12 protein-coding genes are annotated in these 12,864 nt (G+C 32.0%); 2 read left to right on the forward strand and 10 right to left on the reverse strand.

Annotated features, from left to right (window positions below; translation table 11 throughout):
- Position 1: 1 nt before the first annotated feature.
- Both N4T77_RS09250 and N4T77_RS09255 read right to left on the reverse strand, forming a co-directional pair.
- Entirely contained in the window at positions 2 to 946 is a 945-nt protein-coding gene (locus N4T77_RS09250) for a hypothetical protein (RefSeq protein WP_261671492.1), read from the reverse strand.
- Between the two features lie 79 nt (positions 947 to 1,025).
- Positions 1,026 to 1,562, reverse strand: coding sequence for a 2'-5' RNA ligase family protein (locus N4T77_RS09255; RefSeq protein ID WP_261671493.1), 537 nt, complete (start codon positions 1,560 to 1,562; stop codon positions 1,026 to 1,028).
- Positions 1,563 to 1,817: 255 nt separating this feature from the next.
- Between N4T77_RS09255 and N4T77_RS09260 the strand changes: the two genes are divergently transcribed.
- Positions 1,818 to 2,753: a N(5)-(carboxyethyl)ornithine synthase gene (locus N4T77_RS09260; RefSeq protein ID WP_261671494.1), complete on the forward strand. Its 936-nt coding sequence runs from the start codon at positions 1,818 to 1,820 to the stop codon at positions 2,751 to 2,753.
- A gap of 67 nt (positions 2,754 to 2,820) precedes the next feature.
- Here N4T77_RS09260 and N4T77_RS09265 read toward each other — a convergent pair whose 3' ends face one another.
- The 5 genes from N4T77_RS09265 to purB form a co-directional block, all read right to left on the reverse strand.
- On the reverse strand, positions 2,821 to 3,675 hold the full coding sequence (locus N4T77_RS09265) for a 4Fe-4S binding protein (protein ID WP_261671495.1): 855 nt from the start codon (positions 3,673 to 3,675) through the stop codon (positions 2,821 to 2,823).
- A 314-nt stretch (positions 3,676 to 3,989) separates the two neighbouring features.
- Positions 3,990 to 5,432, reverse strand: coding sequence for an NAD(P)/FAD-dependent oxidoreductase (locus N4T77_RS09270; RefSeq protein WP_261671496.1), 1,443 nt, complete (start codon positions 5,430 to 5,432; stop codon positions 3,990 to 3,992).
- A 129-nt stretch (positions 5,433 to 5,561) separates the two neighbouring features.
- Complete coding sequence (locus tag N4T77_RS09275; protein WP_261671497.1) at positions 5,562 to 5,816, reverse strand: hypothetical protein; 255 nt, start codon at positions 5,814 to 5,816, stop codon at positions 5,562 to 5,564.
- Positions 5,817 to 5,940: 124 nt separating this feature from the next.
- The gene (ptsG, locus tag N4T77_RS09280) at positions 5,941 to 8,013 is read right to left on the reverse strand and encodes a glucose-specific PTS transporter subunit IIBC (protein ID WP_261671498.1); all 2,073 of its coding nucleotides are present in this window, start codon (positions 8,011 to 8,013) and stop codon (positions 5,941 to 5,943) included.
- A 347-nt stretch (positions 8,014 to 8,360) separates the two neighbouring features.
- Entirely contained in the window at positions 8,361 to 9,791 is a 1,431-nt protein-coding gene (purB, locus tag N4T77_RS09285; protein WP_261671499.1) for an adenylosuccinate lyase, read from the reverse strand.
- A 277-nt stretch (positions 9,792 to 10,068) separates the two neighbouring features.
- Between purB and N4T77_RS09290 the strand changes: the two genes are divergently transcribed.
- Positions 10,069 to 10,287: a DUF378 domain-containing protein gene (locus tag N4T77_RS09290; protein ID WP_261671500.1), complete on the forward strand. Its 219-nt coding sequence runs from the start codon at positions 10,069 to 10,071 to the stop codon at positions 10,285 to 10,287.
- 46 nt (positions 10,288 to 10,333) lie between these two features.
- Here N4T77_RS09290 and N4T77_RS09295 read toward each other — a convergent pair whose 3' ends face one another.
- The 3 genes from N4T77_RS09295 to N4T77_RS09305 all read right to left on the reverse strand — a co-directional run bounded on the left by N4T77_RS09295 (position 10,334) and on the right by N4T77_RS09305 (position 12,855).
- Positions 10,334 to 10,594 (reverse strand): HPr family phosphocarrier protein, encoded by a 261-nt coding sequence (locus N4T77_RS09295; RefSeq protein WP_261671501.1) that lies wholly within the window; start codon positions 10,592 to 10,594, stop codon positions 10,334 to 10,336.
- A 169-nt stretch (positions 10,595 to 10,763) separates the two neighbouring features.
- Positions 10,764 to 11,957: a pyridoxal phosphate-dependent aminotransferase gene (locus N4T77_RS09300; protein ID WP_261671502.1), complete on the reverse strand. Its 1,194-nt coding sequence runs from the start codon at positions 11,955 to 11,957 to the stop codon at positions 10,764 to 10,766.
- Between the two features lie 43 nt (positions 11,958 to 12,000).
- Positions 12,001 to 12,855, reverse strand: a complete 855-nt coding sequence (locus tag N4T77_RS09305; protein WP_261671503.1) for a PHP domain-containing protein — start codon at positions 12,853 to 12,855, stop codon at positions 12,001 to 12,003.
- Positions 12,856 to 12,864 lie beyond the last annotated feature (9 nt).

The following is a 12,864-nucleotide window of genomic DNA, read 5'->3' on the forward strand; positions in this document are numbered from 1 at the left end:
TTTAATCTGTTTCCTCGATTAAAAGAACTTTGCAAATAGATATTAGCATGTTACCCTCTAATACTACAACTCCTGTCCATGATGCAGTTATTTTTTTTCTACTAATATATTTAAATTCTCCTTCTCCTTTAGTTCTCAACGAAATAGTTTTACCAACATTTAAATTAAAATACCTGCTTAAATCCATGCTTTTATTGCAAATGCCTTCGAGTGTCTTAGAATCAACATTAAACTTCATTGAAGATATTTCTTCTGATTTTACTGATACAATTTCATTAATTGGTATCAGCACGATAGTTTTTTCCCTTGTTTTTAACTTTACAATACTATTTTCAACAGCTAGCAAAACTGCATCATCTATTATTCCTCCAAGACAACCTTCAAGGGACAATGTAATTCTTTCCCCTATTAATTTCTTTAATGCATCTTTAAGTCCATTAAAACAAGTACTGCAACCTTCTTTAAGTACTTTAACTTCATATTTTTTATTATCTAAAACTTGTTTATCAGATTCTTGATTATCACTACCTTTCTTTTCTACTTCCTTCTTCTTTTCATCAGCTCTACTTTCCTTACCTTGATCTATTTTCCTAGTAGCTTTGTCTATATTTTCTTTTGAATCCTTTTTGTCCTCACTAACTTGATTTTTGTTAGAATGTTCTTTTTCAGTTCTATCATCATGATAACTTTTCTTTACACTCTGCTCATCTTCTTGCTTATTCACATTCCTTGATGTCTTATTACTATTTGCTTCCCTATCTTCTTTAATCAATTCTTTAGTCAATTCTTTAAAATCTATTTTATCTAATATACGAATTAACGCCTCTTCTCCTATACCCTCTATACCCTCTTCCTCATACCTATCGTTGTCAATGTTTTTCAGGTACTTAGGCAAGACATATAAAAACATATCTATTAACTTATCAAAGTCGCTACGTTTCTTCAATTCACTGCCTCCAAAAACTTATTAATATATATTATGTTTTACCCATAGTAGCAGTTACTGAATTAGTATCAACAAATTTTTAATCAGATTCCTTAAACTTAAACTGTCTGTCAAGTATCCATGTGTTATCCTTCCATTGATATAATGATAAATTATCAAAATAACTATCAAAGTTACAATCATATTTATTTACATAGTCCCATATTTGATCAAATTTATCCTGTATTCTTCTAGAAAGTATAGTACAATGAAATACTTTATCTTTGCCTTCATTACGTTTAAATTCTATCCATGGAATCTTTCCAAGTTCCTCTATCAACTGGTCATGCACCTTTTTAGCTTCCAGAGATACTTGGACGTCCATAAATACAACATCTCGCCTAAATTTTCCAAAGCCTTCAATCTTTATAGGAGACTTCTTTCTGACAGAAACAAATCTTTCCAAAACTTCTATCATGTCCTCTATTTTGTCTGTTTCAAAAGGCGCTTTCAATGTAATGTGAGCAGGTAATTTCTGAGGTCTTTTATTAAACTTATGACAAACCTCATTTGTTATCTTATTATGGAATCTAGAAGCTTCCCCATTTATATTGCATACCAAAACATATCTTTCCACTTATATTCAACTCCTTTAAATTAATATTAATTAAGTAGCTTAGCCTTTTTATATGTTTTGCACTTTTTCAAATTTATATTAACAAAACTTAATTTCCTTTACAATCCAACAACTTAATGATATATTTAAGTTGTCACTTTATTTTCTATAATTCAATTCTACTACTTTTCAAATATAAACAAAATCTCATTCAAAAGGTTCAAGGAGAACAGAAAAGTTACTAGACACTTCAATTATATAGGGGGTTAAATAATTATGAAATTAGGTTTTATTATACCAAGCTTTCCAGGTGAGAAAAGAGTAGCTCTATTGCCAGAACATGTACGTAACTTCGAAAATGAAATTATAGTAGAGCATAACTTTGGTATGAACTTGGATTTAACTGATAAAAAATATGAAGAAGTAGGCTGCAATATAGCGTCTAGAAAAGAAATATACTCAGAGTGTGATGCAGTATTTTCATTAAAACTTATTGGTGAGGAAGACTATAAATATATAAGAAATAATCAAATGATTATCGGCTGGATTCATCCACATGGCTCTGGGGGAAAGTTCATGGAAGATCAAGCCAAAATTAAAGATCTCATCATTGTCGACTTAGACAACATACACCCAACAGTTTACTATCAAGATGCACAGAAGAAAATAGATTGGATTAAGCCTAATTTTATAAAAGATAATAGCTTTACTGCCGGTTATTCCGCTGTCCTACATGCCTTAATCAATTATGGTTCAATTCCAAACCCTAATTGGAATATTGCAATTTTAGGTTCTGGAAATGTATCTCAAGGAGCTTTTGCAGCTATCTCCAAGTTCAGCAATAATGTGAGGTTATTTTATAGAAAAACGTTGAATGAATTTATAGACTCTGTTCATACTTTCGACATGGTTATAAACGGTATAGAAGTAGATAGAGAAGGTCTTCACATACTTACTCTAGAAAATCAGAAAAGAATGAAAAAAAACTGTTTAATAATTGATGCATCTGCAAATGCAGGAAAGGCAATCGAGGGAACAGTAAACACTAAAATAAACAATCCTATTTATAAAAAAGATGGTCTTTATTACTATGTTGTAAATAATACACCTTCTCTATTGTACAGAACTGTTAGCGAAAAAATCAGTGAATCTTTTAGCGCAAATGTATATAAGAAAGATGTTAAAATATTTAAAGATTTTATTATAAATTAAATCTAAAATAGTCTTTAAAGATCTATTTCCTTAAAGACTATTTTTATAACCTATAACCTTAAAAATGCTATTCTTCTCCGAATACAGCTCTTCTTACATTTTCTAAACCTATTCTATCAATGGTGTTTCCAAGTCTTTCTCCTGGATTACCCTTTTCATTGTAGTAAGCTATAACCTTATCTGCAATTCTTTCTGCGTCTTCTAGTGAAAATATATTATCAATTCTATCACCTATTCGGTGTTTTCTTCCAAACTTCCCACCTATAAATACTGCTACGCCTTCCTTTTCAGCATCCATAGCCTTGAAGGGACATACTCTTATACATCTACCGCAATGTATGCATTTGTCATAATCAACTTGCACTATGTTACCAACCTTTTCTATTGCCTTAACCGGACAGTCTCTAAGACAAAGTTGACAGCCTTTACATTTATCCTCCAATACCATCGGAATTCTTTGTCCCATAAAACCAAGATCATTTATTGGTGCTTTTACACAGTTATTAGGACAACCTACCACTCCTATTTTGAATTTTGCTGGTAGATCCTTTTCAAAATGCTTTTCATGAAGTTTTCTACATAAATCTTGAGTATCTATTAATCCATAGGAACATACCGTTCCTTTACATGCCACTATAGGCTCAACCTTTAAGCCTGTACCACCTGTACAAAGCCCTGCATCTTCCATTTCCTTTTTCACAGCCTCAATATCTTCATATTTAATCCAGGGAATCTCTACACACATGCGAGAAGTAAAGCCCATATTCCCTCTTCCGTATTTTTGTGAGATTTCTGCTATTCTTATCATTTGAACTGCTGTCATAGTTCCAGCATTAGATATAACCCTTACCGAAAAGTATTCCTGATCTTGTTGCTGCAAATATCCTTGAAGTTTTAATTCTGCAATCTCTTTCTTATTCATCTTTAAAAAACCTCCATTAGCAAATATGTACAATTACGTAATCTTTATTAACCTGCCCTATAATACTTGTCCTTCATTGTTTACAATTTGGCGTTTTAAAATTTTAAATTGCCAGACAAAAACTTAACACACTGTTAAAAATAATAGTACACCAAGTTAATATCTCAATACATGCTTATATTTACTGTGCTAAAATCGCAATTACTATTATAACAGATATATTACAAAAACAAAACAGTTGCTGTAAAGTGAGAAAACTTATATTTAAAACTATGTAATAAAAGCCCTGGGCATCCCAAGGCTTTTATTACATATTACTCTATATTTATAATATCACTTCTTTTTACTCTTTTTATTAAATCTGAAGATTTATCCTCTCTTTGGAGAACTTCACCTATAGGAATGTTAAGCTCTCTAGCAATTATTTCTTTCACTCTTTTGCCACAAAAAGCTCCTTGACACATTCCCATACCTGCTCTCGTACGCCTCTTGATAGCATCAATAGATTTCACTGGTATACTTCTATGAATAGCATCAACAATCTCCGCTTCAGTAACCTGCTCACATCTGCATATTATGTGTTTTTCTGGTTCCTGACAATTAATGTCACCCTGAAAATTTTTATCTTTTTTTACAATAATGCCTTTCCTATAAGGACTGAAGTCTTTGTCTTCTTCTAAATAACAAAAGTTCTTTTTAAGTATTTCTACTACTTTTGCCGCAATTGCAGGAGATGATGTTAACCCTGGAGAATCAATTCCCGCAACATTTATAAAACCTTTAATTTTTGTTTCTTCAATTATAAAATCTTTTCTATTACTAGTTGCCCTTATTCCTGAAAAACTTGTTATGGCCTTTTTTATATCAAATCCCTCTATTGATTTTCTTGCTGTATCTATAATGTATTTTAGTGAATTCTCATCTGTAGATACATCTTCTTTATCATCTACCTCCTGAGCATTAGGCCCTATCATAAGGTTTCCATGATAGGTTGTGGTTACTAATATTCCCTTTCCTTTATCTGAAGGAACCTGGAATATAACTTTACCAGCTAGATAGGATTGATCCTTATTTAACAGTACATACTCCCCTTTTCTAGGAATGATATAGAAGTCATCTGCTCCAACCATTGCTGCTATTTTATCACTAAATACTCCTGCCGCATTAATTATATATTTTGATTGAAAGTCTCCTTTTTTTGTATGAACTACAAAATGATCAACTTTTTTTTCTATACCTAAAACCTCAGTGCCTAGCTTTAATTTCACACCGTTTTCAATGGCATTCTCAATAAGTGCTATGGTAAACTCATAAGGTGAGCATACACCAGCATCTTTACAGTAAAGTGCCCATTTAACATCTTTACTTATATAAGGCTCTAGTTCTCTAGCCTTATTACCATCTATTATTTCCATACCTTTGACACCATTTTTTATTCCATCATCATAAAGCTTTTCCAAGTAATCTTTCTCTTCCTCAGAAAAAGCAAGCACTAAGGAACCGGTCTCTCTATATCCAAAGTTTAGCTCCCTGTTAAGCTTTTCAAACATTCTATTACCCTTAACGCATAGCTCAGCTTTTAATGTTCCTGGTTTATCAGAGTAACCACCGTGAACTATTCCACTATTAGCCTTTGAAGCTCCGCTGCTTACATCTTCACTTCTGTCTATTATACATACGTTCAATTTATACCTGGATAGCTCTCTAGCTATAGCTGCACCTACCACTCCTGCTCCAATAATAACTATATCATACATAATAATTCCTCCCCTCAACGCAAATAATTATTATCACTTTGTTTTAAATATTATATAATATTTTTAATCATTTTTCAATTATTACTGCTTTCTTCTATATACTTATAAAAGTCCTGGGATAACCCAGGACTATTGAATACACTCCTTTATTATATTATTATACCTTCCATCATCACTTATTCTTAGAAGACTCTCGATAAAATGTTTACTTTTACTTTTAGGTATGAGCTTTCTCTTAACTAGTTTAATCATAACCATGCATGTATCGTACTTTTTCACATGTGTATGACCGTCCTTAAAGTTCTTGTGTGTGTTATGGACTATATATCCATCTCCCGCTTTATAAATTTTAAAATCAGCACTTTGATATATTTGTGTACACACTATGCTCACCTCATAATCATAATATCACGCTGTTGTTATTAAAATATTATGAAATACTTTGGATTATGACACAATAAAGTAAAAAACCAGTATGTACTTATTTTAGTACACACTGGTTTCTTTATTATTTTATAGTTACAATATTTTTTTCTCCAGCTTTAACCTGCTGGCCTGCTTTAACTGATACTGTCTCTCCTTCAGCTAAATTAGTAAATATAATTGGTGTAATAACTGATGGAACCTTTCCTTTTACTTCCGCTAGATTAACCTTTAAAATTGGCTGTCCAACTTTTACCGTAGCTCCTTGTTCAACTAGAGCCTCTAAGCCTTCGCCCTTTAAATTTACTGTATCTATACCGAAGTGAATTAAAATTTCTCTTCCATTATCTGCAGTTATTCCTATAGCGTGTTTAGTAGGGAATATAGTTGTTATCGTTCCATTTACTGGTGATACAACCTCTCCCTTTGCTGGTTCTATTGCGAATCCATCTCCCATCATTTTTTGTGAGAAAACTTCATCTGGAACCTCTGATATAGGTAATATTTTACCTTCAATTGGAGCCACAAAAGTGCTGTTTCCTGCGTTGGTAGCAGATACTCCTTTTGTTACTGTTTTTTCTTCTATAACCGTTGGAGTTTTTCCAGACATTATATCTTTAATTTGAGTTTTCAATTGGTCTGACTTTCCTCCAAATATAGCTTGGATATTATTTCCGACTTCCATAACACCTGCTGCACCTAGTTTCTTAAGCTCAGCTTTATCTACGTTCTTAACATCATTTACACTCACTCTTAAACGAGTTATACATGCATCAAGGTTAGTTATATTTTCTTTTCCACCTAATGCCTTTAGTATACCTGCTGCTAATTCTCCCCCAGCTATACTTCCTGAAGATGCACTTGTCTCCTCAGTATCGCTTTCACGACCTGGAGTCTTAAGATCCCACTTTCTTATAGCAAATCTAAATCCAAAGTAGTAAATTACGGCAAAAGCTAACCCTACTGGAATTACTAACCACCATGCCGTTCTGTTTGGTATTACTCCGAATAGAATATAATCTATTAATCCACCAGAGAAGGTCATTCCTATTTTGACATTTAATATCTGCATTACCATAAAGGATAGTCCTGCAAATATAGCGTGAATTCCGAATAATACTGGTGCAACGAATAAGAATGAGAACTCTATTGGCTCTGTTATACCAGTTAAGAATGAAGTTAATGCTGCTGATGCAAGTATACCTCCAGCTAGTAATTTCTTTTCTGGTTTCGCTTCATGATACATAGCTAAAGCTGCTGCTGGTAAACCAAACATCATGAATGGAAACTTACCAGTTGTAAATGTACCTGCTGTAAACTGAGTAGCACCGTTGCTAAGAACTCCATATCTTGCAAAGTCTGTCATCTGAGCAAAGAATATTTTTTGGTCTCCATTTACAATTTGACCTGTTGCTTTACTTACATATTCTCCAAATTGATACCAGAATGGGTTGTAGAATATATGGTGTAATCCAAATGGTATTAAGGATCTTTCTATAACACCAAATATAAATGCTGCTAAAGTTCTGTTAGTATCAATCATGTTAGTTGAGAATGCATTTAATCCATGTTGAATTGGCGGCCATATAAACACAAGTATAATTCCTAAAAATATAGCTGAAACTGCTGTTACAATAGGAACAAATCTCTTTCCAGCAAAGAATCCTAAGTATGAAGGTAATTCTATATTGTAAAATCTCTTATAAAGCTGTGCTGCCACAATACCCATTAGTATACCACCAAATACACCGGTTTGTAGTGATGGAATACCTAAAATTGATGCGAAAGCTGGATTGTTGCCTGCTAGTACCTCTGGAGTAACTCCCGCTACAATTCCTAAGGTTTTATTCATTATTAAGAAACCAACAATTGCTGCTAGTCCTGCAACACCCTCTCCACCTGCAAGTCCAACTGCAACACCTACTGCAAATAATAGTGAAAGATTACCAAATATAATATCTCCTGATTGTTCCATAACTCTAGCAAATGTTTGGAAGCCATGACCACTTAAAAATGTAGCATATTTTAAAAAGTTAGGATTTTGAAACAAGTTACCAAAAGCAAGTAACATACCCGCTGCTGGCAATATCGCAACTGGAAGCATTAAAGCTTTACCAACCTGTTGTAGTACACCGAAAGCACTGCCTTTTTTAGACATATAATTAACTCCTTTCAATAGTTGATTCTTAATTATTATTTTAAATTATTGTGTGTAAAAAATTTTGAATTAATCCATCAACTTAATTTTCCATACCAAAACACAAAAGGCATGAGCAAGGTAATCAAGATAGACTATATCTATTCCACTAGTAAAAATAGATATCAATCTAACTATGTGATTACTTTTGCTCATGCCTGATCGAATCAGTAACACGCAAATTAAGTTATTAATTTCTATGCTAGACTAAATGTTATATGACTTCGCCTAGCAACTTTATATGTGAATTATAACAAATTATTTTTCACTTTTCAATAGTTTTTTAATTTTTTTATATTTTTTCTCAATTACACATTTATTTCTGCTCTTTCCCCTAACATATCTTTGTTTTTATCCAAAACAGGCTTTATTATTTCCTCTATAAAATCTATTACCTGCCCTGGCGCCCTTCCTACAAATTTATTAGGATCTACTAATGCTTGAATTTCGTCCTCTGTCATGTTAAAGAACTTATCCTCTATAATCCTTTGAAGTAGATCATTGTCTTTCCCTTCTACTTTTACCATCTTAGCTGCCTCCATAGAGTGCTGTCTTATTCTCTCGTGTAGTTCCTGCCTGTCGCCTCCATTTTTAACTGCTGCCATGATAATATTTTCTGTAGCCATAAATGGAAGTTCACTTTTTATATGGGATTCTATAACTTTTGGATATACTACCATATTGCTAGCTACATTCATGTATAGGTTTAAAACCCCATCTAATGCTAAAAATGCTTCCGATACCGATATTCTTTTATTAGCAGAATCATCTAATGTTCTTTCAAACCATTGAGTTGAAGCAGTTATCGCTGGATTTAATGAATTTACTATAATGTACCTAGCTAATGCACCCATTCTTTCAGATCTCATAGGATTTCTCTTGTAAGCCATAGCTGATGAACCAATTTGATTTTTTTCAAATGGCTCTTCCATCTCCTTCATACTTTGAAGAAGTCTCAAATCGTTACTGAATTTATAGGCACTTTGAGCAATTTCTGAAAGTGTATTTAATATTGTAGAATCTAGTTTTCTTGGATAAGTCTGTCCTGTAACCATAAACTCATTTTCAAAACCCATTTCTTTACTTACCATCTTATCTAACTGTTTTACCTTATCCTCATCGCCATTAAATAACTCCATAAAGCTTGCTTGAGTTCCAGTAGTTCCTTTTACTCCTCTGAATCTCATATGATCAATTACAAACTCTAGATTCTCTAAATCAAGATACAAATCCTGAATCCAAAGAGTTGCCCTTTTACCAACTGTAGTAAGCTGTGCTGGTTGTAAATGTGTAAAGCCAAGTGTAGCTAAATCTTTGTACTCTATAGCAAACTTAGATAAAGAGCTGATTATATTTATTATTTTCTTCTTAATTATAATAAGTGCTTCCTTCATTACTATTAAGTCAGTGTTATCTCCTACATAACAACTAGTTGCTCCTAAGTGTATTATTCCTTTAGCAGTTGGGCATTGAAGTCCGTAGGCATAGACATGACTCATAACATCGTGACGCACTTCTCTCTCCCGTTTTTCTGCCTCTTCATAATTTATGTTATCTACATTCTCTTTAAGTTCCTTAATTTGCTCATCAGTTATATTTAATCCTAATTTTCTTTCACACTCAGCTAGTGCTACCCAAAGCCTTCTCCATGTCTTAAACTTTTTTTCCTCTGAAAATAAATAACTCATTTCTTTAGAAGCATATCTTGTATTTAAAGGTGTACTATATGTATCTCTCATGCCAAGGCACCTCCGCACGTATATAATTTTATTTTTTATGTTTTTCATTCATATTATAACATATATTAATTCTGTTTTATATATGTACATTCGTATTTTTTCTTCTAATTAGTATAATTTTATAATTTTAAATTTACCCTATCAATTCAAAGTTATACTTAAATTTTAAACTAGCTTTCTTATCTATGTTAAACAAATTGTGTACAAACTGTTCTAATTTATTTTGCTAATAATATAATTTACTAGTGAAAAATTTATAGGGTTTTGGGGGTATCTTATGTATAAACTTAAACTTATAGACAAAATTTCTTTAGTTTTAGCAATTATCGGAGCAATAAACTGGGGGCTAATAGGCTTGTTTAATCTAAATTTAGTAGGGGTTCTTTTTGGTGAACCTGCAAATTTAATTGGAAGGTTGGTCTACATCCTAATTGGCGTATCAGGAGCTAATCTTTTAATGCTTTTAATTAAAACAAAACAGAGTTTTAAACAATAAATAAAAGGCTCATATATTTTGAGCCTTTTATTTATCTTGTCATAAATTATTCTTCTATTGATTCTATTAATTTAGCAACTTCCTCTGCTGCTAATGCTTCATCATCACCAGATGCAATAACCTTTACAGTTGCATTTTTAGTAACTCCTAGTGATAAAACACCTATTAAACTCTTTACATTAGCTTTCTTTCCATCAAATTCTATGCTTATGTCAGACTTGAAAGAAGAAGCTTTTTTAACTAATAAAGTTGCTGGTCTTGCATGTAACCCAGTTGCACTTTTTACAGTAACCTCTTTAGATACCATATTACTCACCTCTATTATTCATTATAATATTTAACAAACTTACCTTATTATTATAACATTTTTTCTACATCTTTCAACATCTGTTTTCTTATGAAAATGATTACACAATAATAATTTTTATTTTTTAGAATACATTTCCTATTAACCAACAATCTAGAATAAAACCATATTATTTTAACATTCCTGTAAAGTTTTCTATTCTATCTAAACCGTTTTTTATATTTTCCATAGATGTAGCATAAGATAATCTTACGTAATTATCCAATCCAAATCCGATGCCAGGTACAACTGCTACCTTTTGCTTTTCTAATAATAAATCTGAAAAGCCCATTGAATCTTTTATCTCTATGCCATCAACTTTTTTTCCGAACAACCTAGATATATTTACCATTACATAAAATGCACCCTCCGGTTTTATACAAGATAGCCCATCAATGCTATTTATCTTATCTACCATATAATCTCTTCTCTTTTTAAATTCAGTAATCATTTCATCCATATCAGAACTATTTCCATTTAACGCCTCTACTGATGCATATTGTGCTATAGAACTAGGATTTGATGTAGTATGACTTTGGATATTCGACATTAACTTAACTATTTCCTCACTTGCAGCAGCATAACCTATTCTCCACCCTGTCATAGAATAAGCCTTTGAAACTCCATTTATAACTATAGTTCTTTTATAAGCATCTTCACTCAAACTAGCAATGCTTTCGTGTTTAGTATTCCCATATATTAATTTTTCATATATTTCATCAGCTAAAATTAATATATCTTTTTCTTTAGCAAAGTTTGCTAAAGATTCAAGCTCTTCCTTTGTATAAACAGTTCCTGTAGGATTGTTAGGGCTATTTATAATTATCATCTTTGTTTTATCTGTTACCACTTTATTTAATTCTTCTATAGTATATTTGAAATCCTTTTCTTCCTTAGTCTGTACAAATACAGGAACTCCATCTGCTAGCTTTATAAGCTCCGGATAACTAACCCAATATGGGACAGGAACAATTACTTCATCTCCTGGGTTTAAAGTTGCTTCAAAAGCATTTGCCAAACATTGTTTAGCTCCTGTAGATACTATAATTTGAGAAGCATTATAGCTTAATCCATTATCTTTTTTAAACTTTTCTATAATAGCCTCTTTTAACTCCATTATCCCAGATGTGGGAGTATATTTAGTAAATCCATTTTTTATCGCCTTTATTGCAGCTTCTTGAATATGTTCCGGAGTATTAAAGTCCGGTTCCCCTGCTCCAAAACCTATTACATCAATTCCTTCTGATCTCATTTTTTTAGCTTTAGCTGTTATAGCCAAAGTAATAGATGGTGCTATTTGTTCTGCTTTTCTTGAAAAAATCATTTTACTTCCTCCATATGCAATAAATTTAAATATTAATAATTGACTATGAATTATTACTTGTATCATAGTCTAAGAATTTGCAAGTCAGTGTTTTATCCATACCGATAGTGCCTAAAGTGTAGTCACCATTTACTATTGTTCCATGGGAATCGCTGCCTCCTGTAATAACAAGTGAATACTTTTTAGCCATACTATAATATTTGCTTGATTCCATAGATGAATGGGCTGGGTGAAAAACCTCTATACCTTTTAATCCATATATTTTTAAATCTTTTATTATTTTCTCAATCATTATATTTTTATATATCTCTCCTGGATGAGCTAAGACAGCTACTCCATTAGCATCATTTATAAGTTTAAGTGCTTCTTTATAGTCAATCTTACACCTTTCTACAAAGGCAGGCCTGCCTTTTATAAGGTATCTTTGAAAAGCCTCCTTTGTATGAGCTGCATAACCTTTTTTAACAAGAAGCTTAGCTATATGAACTCTTCCTATTGAATCACCGAAACTCTCACTGCTAATTTCATCAAAAGAAATATTAACATCTATCTTTTTTAAGTTTTCTATTATTTGTTTAGCTCTTTCCTGCCGACTATTTTTAATTTCATCTAAATTAATTTTTAGATTTCTATTATTTATGTCAATAAAGTAGGCCAAAATATGAATTTCAATATCTTTATACTGAGAACTTAACTCTAACCCTGAAACTAATGTTATTTTTTTGTCACTTGAAAACTTCTTCACAATATATTGGGAATCTATAGTGTCATGATCCGTTATAGAAATACATTTTATATCCTTTTGTATTGATAAATTAACTATCTCTTCTGGTGATAACCTACCATCAGAGTAGTTAGAGTGAATGTGCAAGTCTGCGTAAAGCATTTTATCACCCATCTTCTTAAT

Source organism: Clostridium sp. CX1, assembly GCF_025398335.1.
Classification (GTDB): Bacteria; Bacillota; Clostridia; order Clostridiales; family Clostridiaceae; genus Clostridium_AM; species Clostridium_AM tanneri.

What these genes read in the sequence shown, in the direction of transcription:
- N4T77_RS09260 (WP_261671494.1), top strand. Translation starts at nt 1,818, where the DNA reads ATGAAATTAGGTTTTATTATACCAAGCTTTCCAGGTGAGAAAAGAGTA.
- N4T77_RS09265 (WP_261671495.1), bottom strand. Translation starts at nt 3,675, where the DNA reads ATGAATAAGAAAGAGATTGCAGAATTAAAACTTCAAGGATATTTGCAG.
- N4T77_RS09270 (WP_261671496.1), bottom strand. Translation starts at nt 5,432, where the DNA reads ATGTATGATATAGTTATTATTGGAGCAGGAGTGGTAGGTGCAGCTATA.
- ptsG (WP_261671498.1), bottom strand. Translation starts at nt 8,013, where the DNA reads ATGTCTAAAAAAGGCAGTGCTTTCGGTGTACTACAACAGGTTGGTAAA.
- purB (WP_261671499.1), bottom strand. Translation starts at nt 9,791, where the DNA reads ATGAGAGATACATATAGTACACCTTTAAATACAAGATATGCTTCTAAA.
- N4T77_RS09290 (WP_261671500.1), top strand. Translation starts at nt 10,069, where the DNA reads ATGTATAAACTTAAACTTATAGACAAAATTTCTTTAGTTTTAGCAATT.
- N4T77_RS09295 (WP_261671501.1), bottom strand. Translation starts at nt 10,594, where the DNA reads ATGGTATCTAAAGAGGTTACTGTAAAAAGTGCAACTGGGTTACATGCA.
- N4T77_RS09300 (WP_261671502.1), bottom strand. Translation starts at nt 11,957, where the DNA reads ATGATTTTTTCAAGAAAAGCAGAACAAATAGCACCATCTATTACTTTG.
- N4T77_RS09305 (WP_261671503.1), bottom strand. Translation starts at nt 12,855, where the DNA reads ATGGGTGATAAAATGCTTTACGCAGACTTGCACATTCACTCTAACTAC.